General features: G+C 58.6%; 15 protein-coding genes. 10 read left to right on the forward strand and 5 right to left on the reverse strand.

The features are described from left to right. The first annotated feature begins 83 nt into the window (after positions 1 to 83). The 4 genes from MHN28_RS00400 (at position 84) to MHN28_RS00415 (ending at position 5,608) form a co-directional block, all read left to right on the forward strand. Positions 84 to 2,372 (forward strand): PAS domain-containing sensor histidine kinase, encoded by a 2,289-nt coding sequence (locus tag MHN28_RS00400; protein ID WP_239334862.1) that lies wholly within the window; start codon positions 84 to 86, stop codon positions 2,370 to 2,372. After that, positions 2,369 to 3,778 carry a sigma-54 dependent transcriptional regulator gene (locus MHN28_RS00405; protein ID WP_239334864.1) on the forward strand — a complete coding sequence of 470 codons (1,410 nt, stop codon included), beginning with the start codon at positions 2,369 to 2,371 and terminating at the stop codon, positions 3,776 to 3,778. The genes MHN28_RS00400 and MHN28_RS00405 overlap by 4 nt, the downstream gene beginning before the upstream one ends. 17 nt (positions 3,779 to 3,795) lie before the next feature. Beyond that, entirely contained in the window at positions 3,796 to 4,230 is a 435-nt protein-coding gene (locus MHN28_RS00410) for a helix-turn-helix domain-containing protein (protein ID WP_239334866.1), read from the forward strand. A 202-nt stretch (positions 4,231 to 4,432) separates the two neighbouring features. Then, the gene (locus MHN28_RS00415) at positions 4,433 to 5,608 is read left to right on the forward strand and encodes an MFS transporter (RefSeq protein ID WP_239334868.1); all 1,176 of its coding nucleotides are present in this window, start codon (positions 4,433 to 4,435) and stop codon (positions 5,606 to 5,608) included. Between the two features lie 5 nt (positions 5,609 to 5,613). Here the strand turns inward: MHN28_RS00415 and MHN28_RS00420 are convergent, their stop codons facing one another. Then, a complete protein-coding gene (locus tag MHN28_RS00420) occupies positions 5,614 to 6,093 on the reverse strand; it encodes a hypothetical protein (RefSeq protein WP_239334870.1) in 480 nt (159 codons plus the stop codon). Positions 6,094 to 6,189: 96 nt separating this feature from the next. On the opposite strand from MHN28_RS00420, the gene trkA reads away from it, so the two are divergent. From trkA to MHN28_RS00445, 5 genes are all read left to right on the forward strand, one after another. Beyond that, entirely contained in the window at positions 6,190 to 7,566 is a 1,377-nt protein-coding gene (gene trkA / locus MHN28_RS00425) for a Trk system potassium transporter TrkA (protein ID WP_239334872.1), read from the forward strand. Beyond that, the gene (locus MHN28_RS00430) at positions 7,566 to 9,104 is read left to right on the forward strand and encodes a TrkH family potassium uptake protein (RefSeq protein ID WP_239334874.1); all 1,539 of its coding nucleotides are present in this window, start codon (positions 7,566 to 7,568) and stop codon (positions 9,102 to 9,104) included. The genes trkA and MHN28_RS00430 overlap by 1 nt, the downstream gene beginning before the upstream one ends. Before the next feature lie 126 nt (positions 9,105 to 9,230). Next, positions 9,231 to 9,470 carry an RNA chaperone Hfq gene (gene hfq, locus MHN28_RS00435; RefSeq protein WP_010440340.1) on the forward strand — a complete coding sequence of 80 codons (240 nt, stop codon included), beginning with the start codon at positions 9,231 to 9,233 and terminating at the stop codon, positions 9,468 to 9,470. Then, complete coding sequence (hflX, locus tag MHN28_RS00440) at positions 9,470 to 10,741, forward strand: GTPase HflX (RefSeq protein WP_239334876.1); 1,272 nt, start codon at positions 9,470 to 9,472, stop codon at positions 10,739 to 10,741. The genes hfq and hflX overlap by 1 nt, the downstream gene beginning before the upstream one ends. An 18-nt stretch (positions 10,742 to 10,759) precedes the next feature. Continuing rightward, positions 10,760 to 11,044 carry a putative quinol monooxygenase gene (locus tag MHN28_RS00445; RefSeq protein WP_239334878.1) on the forward strand — a complete coding sequence of 95 codons (285 nt, stop codon included), beginning with the start codon at positions 10,760 to 10,762 and terminating at the stop codon, positions 11,042 to 11,044. A gap of 12 nt (positions 11,045 to 11,056) precedes the next feature. Here MHN28_RS00445 and MHN28_RS00450 read toward each other — a convergent pair whose 3' ends face one another. The 4 genes from MHN28_RS00450 to hemB form a co-directional block, all read right to left on the reverse strand. Further along, positions 11,057 to 11,452 (reverse strand): nuclear transport factor 2 family protein, encoded by a 396-nt coding sequence (locus MHN28_RS00450; RefSeq protein WP_239334880.1) that lies wholly within the window; start codon positions 11,450 to 11,452, stop codon positions 11,057 to 11,059. 108 nt (positions 11,453 to 11,560) lie between these two features. Further along, positions 11,561 to 14,023: a penicillin acylase family protein gene (locus MHN28_RS00455; protein ID WP_239334882.1), complete on the reverse strand. Its 2,463-nt coding sequence runs from the start codon at positions 14,021 to 14,023 to the stop codon at positions 11,561 to 11,563. A 173-nt stretch (positions 14,024 to 14,196) separates the two neighbouring features. Next, entirely contained in the window at positions 14,197 to 14,769 is a 573-nt protein-coding gene (locus tag MHN28_RS00460) for a YSC84-related protein (RefSeq protein ID WP_239334884.1), read from the reverse strand. A 141-nt stretch (positions 14,770 to 14,910) separates the two neighbouring features. Further along, positions 14,911 to 15,909 (reverse strand): porphobilinogen synthase, encoded by a 999-nt coding sequence (hemB, locus tag MHN28_RS00465; RefSeq protein WP_239334886.1) that lies wholly within the window; start codon positions 15,907 to 15,909, stop codon positions 14,911 to 14,913. 119 nt (positions 15,910 to 16,028) lie between these two features. On the opposite strand from hemB, the gene MHN28_RS00470 reads away from it, so the two are divergent. Beyond that, entirely contained in the window at positions 16,029 to 16,556 is a 528-nt protein-coding gene (locus MHN28_RS00470) for a component of SufBCD complex (RefSeq protein WP_239334888.1), read from the forward strand. Position 16,557 lies beyond the last annotated feature (1 nt).

A 16,557-nucleotide genomic window follows, 5' to 3' on the forward strand; every position in this document is an offset into this window, starting at 1 on the left:
GTGGCATCCGGGTACGCACCCGGCAACGACCACGAGATATGGCGGTAAGCCGCGTAAGCGGCACATCAGGATGAGGGCAGACGGTGGCAACCCGGGCACAGAGCGGGCTGATCGTATCGATTGATCGGTGGCGGAAATCCCGAAAACTGCGCAATATTAGCACTTTGGGGCTGGTTCTTTTGGGGCCGGTCTTGGCGCTGGCGACCTATCTGGTCATCGGTCCCTTCGATCTTGGCTCAGCAGCGCCCACGCTGCGTCTGATTCTGTTGGCCGATCTGGTTTACGTGCTGGTCGTTGCTGCGCTGGTGCTGGGACAGGTGGGCAGTCTGATCGCGGCACGACGCGCCAAATCCGCCGGGTCACGTCTGCACCTGCGGCTGATTGGGGCGTTTACCTTACTGGCACTGGTGCCGACGGTAACCGTCGCTATTTTTGCGGGTCTTACGGTGAATATCGGCCTTGAGGGCTGGTTCTCGGACCGGGTGCGGCAGGTGGTCGGATCGTCGCTGTCCGCCGCCGAAGCCTATGAGCTTGAGCACCGCAGAGGTCTGACACAGGATGCCGTCGTTCTTTCTCGGTTCCTCGACAACGCGCGATCGCTGGATTTCTACATCTCGGATGCCGAACTGCGTGAAGTTCTGGCGCAGGGGCAATCGCAGATTCAGCGAGGCCTGCGCGAAGCCTATGTCATTGACGGGAGTGGCGAAATCAAATCGCGTGGTGATCGGTCATATCTGTTCAACTACGAAGCGCCGACACCGGAACAGATCGTTGAGGCCACCGACAATGGCCTGTTGATCATCGCTGATTGGCAAAACAACGAATTCCGCGCACTGGTGCCGCTGCAAGCCTATTTGGACCGCTATCTCTACATCAGCCGCGATGTGGACGGTGAGCTGTTGACGCTGCTGGACGACACCAAGGAAACGGTTCAGTTTTACCAACAGCTTGAAAGTGAACGCGGTCGGGTTCTGTTCGAATTCGGCCTTTTGTATCTGAGCTTTGCCGTCATCCTGATCCTTGCCGCGATGTCGCTGGGGATGTGGTTCGCAGAACGCCTGTCGCGCCCGGTCGGACGCCTGACAACCGCCGCGCAACGGGTTGGGGCCGGGGACCTGAGCGTACAGGTCATCGAAGAGGCCAGCGATGACGAAATCGCCATGTTAGGCCGTTATTTCAATCAGATGACACGACAACTTAAAGGGCAACGCGATACGCTGCTGGAGAACACCCGTCAAATCGAACGCCGTCGCCGCCTGTTTGATTCGGTTCTCAGTTCGGTGACGTCCGGAGTGGTCGGCGTGGATTCGGATGGATGCGTCACGTTCGTGAACCGATCGGCCGAACGTCTGCTGGACTGGTCGCGCGGCGAGGAACATTTGGCCATTGGCATTGCTGTTCCTGAGTTCCTGCCTTTGTTCGAAAGCCTCAAGGCCAGCGGTCAGGAGGCGGTGCAGGGTGAGATCAAGGTGACCCGCAAGGGGCAGCTGGAAAACCTGCTGGTACGCATGGCGATCCGGCGCGGCGAGGATGGTGGTTTGGAAGGCTACGTGGTGGCCTTCGATGACGTGACCGATCTGGTCAGCGCACAGCGTATGGCCGCTTGGGGCGACGTTGCCCGGCGGATCGCGCATGAGATCAAGAACCCTCTGACACCCATCCAGCTCAGCGCTGAACGCATCAAACGTAAATTCTCGCGTAAGCTGGACGAGGAGGATTGCGACAGCCTTGAATCGATGACCGACGTGATCGTGCGGCAGACCAACGACCTGCGGAGGATTGTGGATGAATTCTCAAAATTCGCGCGGATGCCGGAGCCTGATCGACGCGAGGAGAATATCGTCGAGCTGGTACGCGAAGCGATCTTGCTGCAACAGGCGGGACAACCTGATGTTCAGATCGATGCGACCCTGCCGGATCAGCCCATCCTGGCGGATGTGGACGCGACGATGTTGAACCAGGCATTGACGAACCTGATCAAGAACGCGGGTGAGGCCATTGAAACACTTAAGAAAAAAGGCCCACCGGAAAACCTGAAGCCACAGATCAAAGTGGCTCTGACCAATGACGAAGCGGGAACGGTAATAACCATTGCGGACAATGGCATAGGCCTGCCCGAGGACCGGGCGCGCCTGTTTGAACCTTATGTCACGACACGCGACGAGGGCACGGGTCTGGGCCTGCCCATCGTCAAGAAGATCATAGAAGAACATGGCGGCGCGCTGACTTTGGAAGACGCGCCCGTATTTGATGGACAGGACCATTTCGGTGCGATGGCCGTGATCCGTTTGCCGGGGGGCAATACTTCCCAGACTGCAGCGCCACTAAAGCAGGCAATTCATACTAACAAACTGAAAGCAGGCCAAAGATGAGCGACATTCTGATCGTAGATGACGAACGCGATATTCGCGAACTTGTGTCCGACATTCTGGAGGACGAAGGCTATTCAACCCGGTTGGCGGCAAACTCGGACGAGTGCATGTCGTCGATCAATTCCGAGCCGCCGGGTCTTTTGATCCTTGATATCTGGCTCAAGGACAGCCGCATGGACGGGATTGATATCCTGAAGGCGGTCAAGCGCGACAACCCCGACGTGCCTGTGGTGATTATTTCGGGTCACGGCAATATCGAGATTGCTGTCGCAGCCATCAAGCAGGGCGCCTACGACTTTATCGAAAAGCCGTTTAACATCGACCAGCTGATGGTTGTGATTCGCCGCGCAATGGAAACCTCGCGCCTGCGTCGCGAGAATGCCTCGCTCAAACGCCGCGAGGTCACAAACTCGGACATGATCGGCAAATCGGCCTCGTTCCGCGCGATGCAAAGCCATTTGGACAAGGTCACCAAGTCGAATGGCCGCGTGATGCTGAGTGGCCCGGCCGGGTCGGGCAAAGAGATCGCCGCGCGCTATATCCACGCCCATTCCAACCGGGCCAATGCGCCTTTCGTCACCGTCAATTGCGCCGGGATCGAGCCGGAGCGGGTTGAGGAAGTGCTGTTCGGACGCGAGTCCACAGAGCGCGGGATCGAATCCGGACTGCTGGAAGAGGCCCATGGCGGTGTGGTCTACTTTGACGAGGTCGCGGATATGCCACTGGGCACCCAGTCCAAAATTCTGCGAGTTCTGGTCGACCAGCAATTCCAGCGGGTCGGGGGTTCCGACAAGGTTCGCGTCGATCTTAGGGTAATTTCCTCGACAAACCGAGATCTGGAGGCTGAGATCGAAGCCGATCGGTTCCGCGAAGAACTGTACCACCGTCTGAACGTCGTGCCGATTGCCGTTCCGTCGTTGGAAGACCGACGCGAGGATATTCCGGTTCTGGCGCAACATTTTATTGAAATGTGCAATGAATCCCAGGGGTTGCCGATACGGGACATGTCCGAAGAAGCCGTGGCTTTGCTACAGACCATGACATGGCCGGGTAACGTGCGTCAGTTGAAGAACCTGATCGAGCGTGTCCTGATCCTTGGCGACGGGACTGGTCCGATCGAAGCCAAGGAACTGCCTGCGGAAGAGGAAAAAACGGATGAATCCGGTCGCGTAGTCCTGTCCGGTGCGTTGGCAACCCTGCCGTTGCGCGAAGCGCGCGAGGCGTTTGAACGCGAATACCTGCTGACGCAGATCAACCGCTTCGGCGGCAACATCAGCCGGACCGCCAGCTTTGTCGGCATGGAGCGCAGCGCGCTGCACCGCAAGCTGAAATCGCTGGGTGTTGTGACGTCGAACAAATCAGGTGCGCGTGTTGCGCAATTGGATGAACCGGAACCGGCGGAGTAATCCGCCGGGAAACAAGGATGGCAAAGTCAGCAGTCACGCTTCAAATGACGTCAGCCGTTGCGGGGTATCCTGCATTTGGCCCGCGTCTTAAACGGATGCGCAGGTCGGTCGGGTACAAGCAATCCGCGCTTGCCGAATTGTTGCGGGTTGACCAGACAACCATTTCCAGGTGGGAGAACGGTGTTCAGATCCCGGACCCGGCGGTTCAGGCAGCAGTTTTTTCGGCCCTTGGTTCGGCCAGACGAGATGACAGCGCGCTCAAGCGGCTGGTGGCGAACTCGAACGAGTGCGTCCACCTGGTGGAAGAGGCCAGCCACAAGTGCCTAGCGTACTCGACCGGTCGCGCAAAGGACTGGGAAGCCAGTCAGAATTCACTTCTGGGTGTGTCTCTTTGGCAGTTTGCGACCGATGAAATCCGACAGGCAGAGGCGGAGTTGCAGGGGGAAGGCTGATGGGATCTGCAGCACCCTGAACCCAAATCTTTCATAACTTCTGAGGCCCGGCATGATCAGATAAGGATCAGTGCGGGTCAGATCGTTTGGGAACGGTTGTATCTGTCTGATGGTACGCCGGTTCGGTTGGTCAGCGGGTCGCGGGGCAGCTGCGCATAATTTATGCGTGTCCACAGATTAAAGGCACCTGTAGAACAGCCTCATGACACAGCCTGTTCGCGTTTTCATTCAAGTTTTTATCCTTTGGCTGGCCGGGTTGGGCGCAGCCACGCAGTTTGCCAAGATTGCAGTGCCCTTCGTCGATATTGGGTTGCTCTATCCGGAATACGCGGGCTCCATAGGTTGGTTGTTGTCGATCATCAGCCTGATCGGTGCGGTGTTCGGGGCCGTGTCCGGTGCGGTCACGGGGCGGGTAGGGCCCGTCAGGCTTTTGATTTTTGGCCTGCTGCTTGGCGGCGCCATCTCTTTGTTCCAATCTACGATCCCCGGCTTTTACGCGATGCTGGCCAGCCGTGTGCTCGAAGGGTTGTCCCATCTCGCCATTGTCGTCGCCGCCCCGACGCTGATCGCACAGATCACACAGGGCAAAGCCCGGAATGCGGCGATGGTTTTGTGGAGCAGTTTCTTCGGCGTGGCTTTTGCCCTGAACGCCTGGATTGGCTTGCCGTTCATCGATCAGTTCGGCTTGTCCGCCTTTTTCGGGCTGCATGGCGGGCTGATGTTGGCGACAGCCGGGCTGATCGTTCTGATCCGGCTGCAAGTGGACATGGGCCAACCGGAAAAGGCGCATTGGAGCCTGAAGTACATTGCTGAGGTTCACCTGCAGACTTACCGTTCGGCCTTTGTGGCCGCACCGGCGCTGGGTTGGTTCTTTTATACGCTGACCTTTGTTTCGCTGCTGGCGATCCTGCCCGGTCAATTGCCCGAGGCGACGAGGGCCTCGATTGCTGGTCTCATGCCGCTTGCGGGGATCGTGCTGTCCTGGCTGGTTGTTCCGCTGCTGTTGAATTTCGTGTCCAGTGTCGTTGTCATCAACCTTGGATTCGGGTTGGGCATCCTAACGATTTCAGCGCTGTTTTGGGGCGCTTCTCTGCCGGTCGTTTGCATCGCATTGTTCGCAGTCTTGGGGTTGGTTCAGGGCGGCAGTTTCGCGGCAGTTCCTCAGCTAAACGCCTCGGCCGAGGCGCAGGCGCTTGGCTATGGAGCGATGGCGCAGATGGGCAATGGTGGAAACCTGCTGGGCACGCCGCTGTTGCTTGCAATCCTGCTGCGCTCAGATGAGGCTGCAATGTTGGCTGTGGTGATATGTATTTATGCCACCGCAATTGCATTTCACCTGTGGTTTGCGTCACGGCGCAGGCAGGCCGAGCCTGTCTGATTTCGTCATGTTTGACCGGGTGTGATGATCTGAAACGATCCGTCGTCGAATTTCACGTAGCAAGACTCGGTGCCCAACGGCGGCATGGTCGTTGTCCGCGCAGGCGATACCTGTGATTTAACGTTCTGCTTGCAGGGCGGCAGGCTGACCGGACGGAACCCTTTTCTGGCCATACATTGGGCCTCGACCTGATTGCGCAGCCCCGCGTTGACGTCGACAGTATAAACCTGTCCGGGTTGCCACCAACCCGGCGAGCGATAGCAGCGCCCTCGACCATCGCAATAGGTGCGACCGGGCCAATATGTGGGCGGGCTTTGCCGCACCTGATTGGCAACGGGAACCTCATTCACCGCCTTAACCTGGCATTGCGTGGTCTCCGACTGCGCGCGCGTGACGCTTTCACCCTCGCGGTAATACAGCGAAAGTGGGCCGGTACAGGCCGACAGGAACATCACGGGAATGAGCGGACGAAGCACTGATTTCATAGGCTTATCTTGCCCCAGCTTCGCGGGTATGACAATTCAATTGACCGCTATCGGGGCATCTGTCATTCAAAGATTTCAGGCAGAAGGGCCAAAAACATGAAGGTCATCATTTGCGGTGCCGGTCAGGTCGGCTGGCAAATCGCACGTCACTTGTCGGGCGAGTTGAATGACGTAACGGTGGTGGACAACAATCCCGATCTGGTGCGCCGGGCAACGGAGACGCTGGATGTGCAGGGGATTGCCGGGTTCGCCAGCTATCCTGACGTGCTTGAACGCGCAGGCGCGCGGGACGCCGACATGATCATCGCGGCGACACATTCGGACGAGGTGAACATGGTCACCTGCCAAATGGCGCATTCGGTCTTTTCCATTCAACGCAAGATCGCGCGGTTGCGCGCGAAATCCTATCTGCAGGCCATCCACTCGGATCTGTTTCGGCGCGACCACCTGCCCATCGATGTTGTGATCAGCCCTGAACGCGAAGTCGCCGCCGCTGCAATGCGTCGCCTGTCGGCGCCGTCCGCCTTTGATACCGAGATGTTCATGGACGGGCAGGCGCAATTGCTGGGCATTCGCATCGACGAAGAATGTCCGATCGTGAACACGCCTTTGCGGCAGTTGACGGATCTGTTTTCAACGCTCAGCTCGATTGTCGTCGGTGTACGGCGTGAGGGCACTCTGTTTGCTCCCGAATCCGAGGATCAGCTGTTTGTTGGCGATGAATGCTACGTCTTTACCAATGTCAAAGACGTGGACCGGACCATGGAGGTTTTCGGCAAGGCGCAAAAGAAACAGGACCGCGTTGTGATCGTTGGCGGCGGCAATGTCGGGCTGGAAGTAGCGCGGACGCTGGAAGAACGTGAAAGCCGTGTGCGCGCCAAGGTCATAGAACGCGATCGTCAAAGCGCTGAGATTGCGGCCGAAGTATTGGAACGGACAATCGTACTGAACGGCGATGGGCTGGATGCTGCGTTGCTGCGCGAGGCCGGGATTGAACGTGCCGACGCGATGCTGGCGGTTACCGATGATGACCGCGCCAACTTGCTGGCCGCTGTGCGCGCCAAGGCCGAAGGGTGCGCCTTGGCGATTGCGTTGATCAACGACCCCAGCATGGTGGCTCTGATGGGGCCGCTGGGGATTGACGCCTATATCAACCCGCGCGCAACCACGGTCAGCTCGATCCTGCGCCATATCCGCCATGGGCGGGTGCGGCAGGTCTACTCCATCGGGGATGCCGAGGCAGAAGTGATCGAAGCCGAGGTGCTGTCGACCTCTCCGATGGCAGGGCAGAAGCTGCGGGACATTGATTTCCCCGAAGGCGTTTTGGTGGGCGCGGTTCGAAAAGGCGATGAGCTTTTACGCCCGACCGGCAGCCTGCGGATCGATGAAAAGGATGTGGTGGCGATTTTCGCCATGGCCAAGGATGTGCCCGAGGTCGAACGCCTGATGCAGGTTTCAATCGATTTCTTCTGATGGCGCGCGCTCGGACACAACAGATCAGGCTGGTGCAGCGGTTACCGCTGTTTCTGTTGATCTCGGGTATCGTTGCGTTGTCCATGTGGATACCAGCAATTTATGCGCTGGCGCTAGACGATCACGATACGTCCAGATCGTTTTTCTACTCAGGTTTGTTGGGGCTGTTCATTGTGACCAGCATCGCGCTGGCCTCGTCCAACCGGGTTCCGCGTCGCGGGACCTTGGGACAACTGGCCGTGCTGCTGGCGTGTTTCACCGTTTTGCCCCTGTTTCTTGCGATTCCATTGCATGATGCCCTGGGCAACACGACCTACCTGAACGCGTATTTCGATATGGTCAGCGCCGTGACCACTACCGGTGCGGATCTGTTCCCGGACCCGGATCGCCTTACTGCGCCACTGCACCTGTGGCGGGCGCTAGTCGGTTGGATGGGTGGCCTGCTGATGTGGATTGCAGCGGCCGCCATTCTGGCCCCTTTGTCGCTGGGCGGGTTCGAGATTACGGCGCGCGGTCAGCCCGGTCGCCCCGTTTCAGGCGTTGCCCAAAGCGAAGCGGTCGACCCGCGCGGTCGGCTGATCCGGGTAACGCGCACTCTGACACCTGTCTATACCGGGCTGACGGCCGTCATATGGATTCTGCTTCTTGTCGCAGGAGAAGAGGGGCTGACCGCCGTATGTCACGCGATGTCAACCATGGCCACGTCCGGTATTTCGCCGGTTGGGGGTCTGGAAGGGGCACAGGCGGGTATCACAGGCGAGGCGATCCTGTTCCTATTCCTGTTCTTCGCCTTGTCCCGGCTGACGTTTTCCACGGACACGGCAACGTCGGGGTATTCCCGGCTGGACAAGGACCCGGAATTTCGGATTGGTCTGATGATTGTCGGTTTCGTCGCTGCACTGTTGTTTGCCCGCGTCTGGGCTGGTGTCCTTGAAATTGGCAATCAGTTGGAGCCGCTTCAGGCACTCGGCGTGATCTGGGGAATGATCTTCACGGCCTTGTCCTTTTTGACTACGGCCGGATTCGAAAGCGCGAATTGGAATGATGCGCAACAGCTGTCTGGCTTAGGGACTCCGGGGTTGATCCTGATGGGCCTCGCTCTGATCGGAGGAGGCGTGGCCACAACGGCGGGTGGGGTGAAGCTGTTGCGTGTTTTTGCCTTGTACCTGAACGGCGCGCGCGAGATTGATCGCCTGATCTATCCATCGTCCGTCAGCGGTATTGGCGGCGGCAACCGGCGTATTCAAAGCGACGGGGCTTTTATCGCCTGGATCTTCCTGATGATGTTTGCCCTCACTGCGGCGCTGTTCAATCTGTTGCTGGCGGCGATGGGGTCAGGGTTCGAACAAGCCATGGTTCTCAGCGTTGCTGCGCTCAGCACCACGGGGCCGTTGATCGAACTGGCCACGGATGTTCCCATTCGACTGGTTGATTTGCCGTGGGGAGCAAAGCTGACCATGTGCGCGGCGATGGTGATCGGGCGGCTGGAAACATTGGCGATTATCGCGTTGATCACGCCAACCCTCTGGCGAGACTGAGAATCCTCACCTTTGCTGACGCCTTATTTTTCATCTGGAATATCGGCTAACTCCACTCCATACTCGGCCAGAGGGAGCGCGTTGGTCCGCAGCGCGTAGCAAGAACAATGGCGAGATTATAAAAATATGGCTTCGGACAGACAGAATCTGCAGGACGCGTTCCTGAACAATGTACGGAAAGCAAAGGTCCCGGTCACAATATTCCTGATCAACGGCGTGAAATTGCAGGGTGTAATCACCTGGTTCGACAATTTCTGCGTATTGTTGCGCCGCGACGGACAGTCGCAGCTGGTCTACAAACATGCGATTTCGACGATCATGCCGTCGCAGCCGATCAGCCTGTATGAGGGCGAAGACGCCTCTTGATGGAACATGACAGGACGCGCACCCGGGCTTGGGTGCTGCATCCGGAAATCAAATCAGATGAACAGCGCCGTGTCCCTGAACCGGCGCTGGAAGAGGCGGTGGCACTGGCCGCCGCTTTGCCCGATCTGGATGTGATCGGGTCTGAAATCGTGCGCCTTCAGCGCGCCCAGCCAGGTCTTCTGTTCGGCAGTGGCAAGATCGAAGAGCTTGGCGCACGTTTCCACGAGAACGAAATCGAACTGGTGCTGATCGACGGCCCGGTAACACCGGTTCAGCAACGCAATCTGGAAAAGGCGTGGAAGGTTAAGATTCTTGATCGAACCGGGCTGATCTTGGAGATTTTCAGCGACCGCGCTCGCACACGTGAAGGTGTGCTTCAGGTCGAAATGGCCGCGCTTAGCTATCAGCGCACGCGTCTGGTTCGGGCCTGGACCCACTTGGAACGTCAGCGGGGCGGTCTGGGGTTTGTCGGTGGTCCGGGTGAAACCCAGATTGAGGCCGACCGCCGCGCCATCGATGACCAATTGGTGCGCTTGCGCCGTCAGTTGCAGAAGGTGATCAAGACTCGCACGCTGCATCGCGCGGCTCGGGCAAAGGTGCCTTATCCGATTGTGGCGTTAGTAGGGTACACGAACGCGGGTAAGTCCACGTTGTTCAACCGCCTGACCGGGGCGGAAGTGATGGCCAAGGACATGTTGTTCGCCACGCTCGATCCGACCATGCGGCGGGTCGAACTTCCCGACGGCCCCGAGGTGATCCTGTCGGACACGGTGGGCTTTATCTCGAACCTTCCAACCGAACTGGTTGCAGCGTTCCGAGCCACGCTTGAAGAGGTTCTGGGCGCAGACATCGTCGTCCATGTACGCGATATCAGTCACGAGGAAACCGACGAACAGGCACAGGATGTCGAGGCCATTCTGACCTCGCTTGGTGTGGACGATGAACGCCCACGCATTGAAGTTTGGAACAAGATTGACCTGCTGAGCGAGGATGAACGCGAGGCCGCTTTTGCGCGGGCTGATCGCGATCCGTCAATCTTTGCCATTTCGGCCGTTACCGGTGAGGGTATCGAGCCGTTGCTTGCCGAGATAGCGGTCAAGCTGCAAGGCGTTCGGCACCAAGCTGTGCTGACGCTGGGATTTGCCGAAGGCGACAAGCGCGCTTGGTTGTTCCGTCAGGATGTCGTTCGATCCGAAGAACAGACGGAAACCGGGTTTGAGATCACCGTCTTGTGGACCGACAAACAGGCGGCACAATTTAACGCACTTTGATGGGACCGCGAGACGAATATGTCAGAGGCAAAAGTTATTCTGAAAGGCCACATATCCGTACCTGCTGATCGACTCGCGCAGGTCCGGGATGCTCTGCCCGAGCATATCGCGCTGACACGCGCTGAACCCGGCTGCCTTTCGTTCGATGTTGAGGAAGAAGCGGCCGTCCCGGGCCGGTTCAATGTCAGCGAAGTCTTTGCAAGTCAGGTGGCTTTTGACGCGCACCAAGCTCGAACCAAAGCATCCGTATGGTTCGAGGTGACCAAGGGTATCCCCCGAGACTACGCGATCACAACCGAATAACTGGATTTCAGATTACCGCCCGTCAATCTGACGCTGATAGTCTTCGGCGTCGAACCAGCCGAGCGAGGACTGGACCTTGTTGTCGGCCGTCAGTTCCCATTCTTCCCAGCCACGTGTGACTACGTGGTTGCCGGTCTCGGAATGGTGGCCTTCTAGTGTCCAGACAAAGATGGCGTGTGTTCCAGCCCACCGGAGCATGTCGCATCGGACTTCAAGGTCCGGGAAGTCTGCGTAGAACCCGCGAGCCATATCCGCAACAGCGGCGCGACCAACGATCGGTTCACCCCGATTTATGGTGATTTGCCCATCGGGTGCATAAAAACTGGCAACCGCTTCTGGATCGCCTGAGCTCCACGCGATTGCGTAATCGCGCGCGAGATTGTTCATCATATCCCGAATACTGGCCATCTGTACCCCCAAGGTCCCGAATTGTCGGCCAGCAGATCGTAGGCGAAAACACCTGTGCGCGTCCACGGCGCGCTCAAAAAGGGGCAAGGTCCTGCCGAAGCGATGAAATCAACGCGGGATCAGGTTGGTGACACCGACCGCCGCGGCCCGTGCCAGATCCAGATCCAGCGACATCGGGATGTACTCACCCCGCCGCCAAAGCTGCGCCTGATCGTCGTAGTAGCGCGACAGGAAGTGACCGGATTGACCGGTTGCCGTGATAAAGACCGAGCTGTTGGGATCGGCAAAGTCATAAACGCCGCGATACCCTGCGCCATGCACGTTCTGGAACGGGTCGGGGCCTTCGCCTGAAGTGCGTCCGCGCAGCAGGGTGTTGTCGCCGCCGCTGGTGGATTGGCGGATGTTGACGAAGAATCGCAAAACCGGAACTGACCCCAGAACCTGGTGGTCATGCGTGGCCTGATGGGCATCGCCCCATCGCAGGGATTCCAAAGCACCGCCATATTTCTCAGTTATCCAGATCAACGCATCGTCCAGCGCCAGCCGCGCCATATCGGTACAGGTCTCCACGGGCGCGCTCTGGCGGACGTCGCACCAGACTGAGGCGCCGTCGATGTCGCGGTACACCCGTTCGATGAACAGCGGCTCGACATGTTTGTATTCGGCCGCCAGCGGTCCCAATTCGTCCGAGATCAAACGGATCTGCAGCGCGCGCAGCCACGCGGCGTAGATCAGTGGCTCGGGGAGGTGTTCGTTCATTTCACCATTCCACTCGGCCAGCAGAGACAGAGCGACCTGACGCTGGCGTTCCGGGGTGCCTTCGGGGGCCGATGCCTCGGTAAACCACAAGTCCGCGCCAATCAGCGGAAGCAGCGAGCGTGCCGTAAAGCTGACGGTATCAAGCTGTGCCTCGATAAAGCTGTCGCGAGTGTGAACTTCACGCGACTGCATAAGGCGTTCCCAGCGGTTTATGCGTTGGGTATCGCCCCATTCGTATGACACATGCTCGGGAAAGGGGCGGTCGATGATCTTGTTATTGGTGTTGCCCAGTATCCCGCCAGCAGGCGCAACGAATTCCGGATTGTCGGCATAAGGCAGTCGTCCTTGCCAGAGGTTCTCGGCAAGCCAGCCGGGTGTAGGGATGCGACCGCGGCTTTGGTTGCGAATGTCTCGCTTGGGCATCGCGCCGATCAGCTTCATACCGATGGTGTCCTTGTCGACAAGCGACAGGTTTTGCGAGGGCGCGATGAACAGTTCTGCCACATCAATGGCTTCGCGCACATTGTCCGAATTCATCAGCGCCATCGACGCCGTCATGGACGTGTCGCGAGGGCTGAGCGCGGTCCAGGACAGGGAGGCAACGTGTCCGGGTGGGGTGATCGTTTCCAGATCATAATGGCTGCCGGGCAGGACAGGTCCGTTTTCCGTCCAACGAAGGGTTAGGGTAATGGGCGCCTCATCTTTGATCTCGATGATCGACGGGCGGGTGCGGAAGCGCTGGAAGCCGTCTGGCGACAGGTATTCCTCGGGGTTGTTGGGGTTCAACTGCTCGATATGAACATCCTGATCGTCCAGATAGGATGAGGTCAGCCCCCAGCCCAGACGGTCACTGCGGCCCGTCATGATTGCGGGAATACCAGGAATTGTCGCGCCGATGAGGCCGCCTTTTGCCAGTTCCAGACGTGCCAAATACCAAACACCGGGCGCAGTCAGACCCAGATGCGGGTCGTTGGCCAGAAGTGTGCCGCCGATTGCCGAACGTGAAGGTGCGGCGGACCATGCATTCGATGCCCCGGCCAGACCACGCTTGGGGAATGGCGACAACGGAGAGTCCGGCATCGGCGTGCCTTTGGCATAGCGGGGGAGGCCGGGAAACAGCATCGCGTATTCCGGCAGTGCCGCGATGCCCGGGCCTGGTACATCCGGCAGAATATCGGCCAGCCGCTCGGGATCGTTCAGCATCAGGGATGTGCGAGCGCGCAGCACCTCGTCTTTCAAATGGCCAGACAGCTGAAGGCCCATCAGTTTGATGACCGCGATGCTGTCTCCGGGCTGCCACGGCGAAACAGGCGCATTGAATAGGAACATCTCGGGTGCACCGCGTCCCAGCGCGTTTTCGTTGATCTCATCCAGACGCGCATTTACGCCTGCGGAATAGGCCCGAAGCGCAGCCTTGGTGTAATCGTCCTGCACCTCGACCGAGCGATGGGCGAGGCCGTAAAGATCAAAGCGGCGCAACAGCTTGTCGATGGCGACCGTGCGCTTGCCGAATACTTCGGACAAGCGGCCCTGAGCCGTGCGGCGCATCACGGTCATCTGCCACAGGCGATCCTGCGCGTGGGCATAGCCCAGACCAAAAAACACGTCGGGGTCGTTTTCGGCCAGAATGTGAGGGACATTGGCGGTGTCGCGCACAATCTCGACAGGCGCGCTCAGCCCGTTGACTTCGACGGTCTGGTCATAGTCCGGCAGGGACTGGCTGGCGAGGAAATAGACAAGACCCACAGCCGCCACAGCCAACAGGACCAGACCCGTTGCAATCCGAACCAGCCAGCGAAAGACAAGACCCATGAATGCCCCACAGTTTCGTGCGAAAATTTATGTGCTGAACACTACTTGAAGGCCTGACTGACCGAAAGAGGAACGCCGCAGGAACTTGGTGTTAACATGTTGAGATAAAAAACCCCGCCACATCGTCGGAGGATGGGGCGGGGTTTGCCGGAGGGGGGTCGTGGTATCCGGTATCAGGGAATGATGCGTGTGTATTTGGTGCCTTCGACGGTGGCGCCGAATTTCAGACCGGCTTGCCCGAAAACGGCGGCCAGTACGGGTTTGCGCAATTGGTTGGTGTCGGTTGAGATTGACTCGCCGGTGGCATCGACGACATAGCCGATATCCGCCCCCGCGGTCCAACCGCTGGAGCGGCGGAAGTCATCCAATGCGTCCTGCGTCATGAAGAACAGAACATGTGCATATTGCTGCGCGCCGATCTGCAGGCCGGCGCTGCCGGAAACGGCCGAGTAATAGTCGACTGTGGCACCATTGATGCGCAGCGCACCCTGACCGTAGGCACCGCCAAAGATGAACCCGGCCTCGGTGATCAGCGGCATCACCAGCATGCCGGTGGACTTGTTGGCGATTTCGACGGTGTTGGGGTACTTGGTGAACATTTCGTTCAGCGTCACGTTCACGCGGGCGTCGATCTGGGCCGCGTTCGAATTGCCCACGCCATTGCCGCAGGCTGCTGTCACCGTCAGCCCGGCCATGCCAAGCGCAAAGCCGCGACGGTTCAGTCGGGGAGAGTTGGAACTGCTCATGTTTTTTCTCTGTATTAACTGCCTGGAGTGTCGGGTGTTCCCGATCTTGTGTGCAAGAATACGCCGATTGCGCCCGTGTGTCACGGGAAAGCTGGGCAGCCCACCTCCGCAATCGGCGAAAAATCGCGTGTGTCTGGGGTTTTAGCCTTGAAGGATGCGTGCGACCGGAGGTGCAAAGTAGGTCAGGATGCCGTCACAGCCCGCACGCTTGAAGGCCAACAAACTTTCCAGCATTACCTTCTCGCCGTCGATCCAACCGTTTTGAGCTGCGGCCTGAATCATCGCGTATTCCCCGGACACTTGATAGGCGTAGGTCGGCGCTCCGAACGTGTCTTTGACGCGGCGACAGATATCCAGGTAGGGCATGCCCGGCTTGATCATCACCATGTCGGCGCCTTCGGTCAGATCCCTTTCGATCAGGCGCAGGGCTTCGTTCGAATTGGCCGGGTCCATCTGATAGGTTTTTTTGTCGCCGGTCAGCGCGCCCGACGCGCCCACCGCATCGCGGAAGGGGCCGTAGAAGGCGCTGGCATACTTTGCCGCGTAGCTGAGGATCATGACGTTCGTGTGCCCGGCCTTTTCCAGCGCACGGCGCATTGCACCGATACGGCCGTCCATCATGTCGGATGGGCCAATGATGTCGGCTCCGGCGTCGGCCTGCGCCAGCGTCATTTTGACAAGCGCTTCGACTGTCTGGTCGTTCACGATCTCGCCATCCACTACATAGCCGTCGTGGCCGTTGATGTTGTATGGATCCAATGCGACATCAGTCATAATGGCGATATCCGGTGCCGCAGCCTTGATTGCCCGAATGGCGCGGTTCGACAGGTTGTCGGGGTTCCAGGCCTCGGCGCAGTCTTCGGTTTTCAGGGACGGGTCCGTGTACGGAAAAATGCAGATCGCGGGGATACCCAGCGCCTGCGCCTCGACCGCTGCTTTGGCGATCAGGTCAACCGAGCGGCGCACCACACCCGGCATTGAGGGAACGGGTTCTTCAATACCCTCGCCGTCACGCACAAAAACCGGCCAGATCAGGTCGTCCGTGGTCAGGGAAGTCTCGCGCACCAGCCCCCGGATCGCGTCGGATTGGCGCGCTCTGCGAAATCGGGCCAGAGGATAAGGGGCGATGGTCGGTTTCATGTCGCGCTCTCCTTGAATATTCGCGCATTGGGTGGCATGAATTCCCGGTGGTCTCAAGGGTAACAATGGACGCGCCTGTGCGAAGAAGGCCCCAAGGACAGTGAACAAAGGGCTGATGCGTGGATTTGCACTCTTCGATCTTCGAACTCATCGACATGCGCAGCTTTTCGAATCTGTGGTATTGGATCGTTCTGGCGGTTCTGTGGTCGTCGGCAAGCCATTGGGCGATGGGGGTTCCTTACGATCTGGTCGTGCGTGCGCGTCGGGTTGGCGGACAGTCCGAACAGGATCTGCTGGACATCGTGCGGATAAACCGTAACCGGTTGCTGTACATCGTGGATGTGTCCGGACTGGTCATTCTGGCGCTGAGTTGTTTCATTTTTACCGGGCTCGCGACGCTGGGATTTTACTACGGCGTCGAATTTGCGCAGGCGGTGTTTTTACTGCTTTTCCCCGTGTGTCTCGTGACGCTTATCAATATACGTGCCGCGCGTAAGCTACAGCAGAGCGACCAGAGGTTGGAGTTTGTGACGAAGACGCTCACCCGGTGCCGAATTTACACGCAGATTATCGGCATGATCTCAATTTTGGTTACGTCACTTTGGGGTATGTACCAGAACGTTTCGATCGGCGTTCTCGGGGGATGAA

The organism is Ruegeria sp. Ofav3-42, assembly GCF_022347725.1.
Lineage (GTDB): Bacteria > Pseudomonadota > Alphaproteobacteria > Rhodobacterales > Rhodobacteraceae > Ruegeria.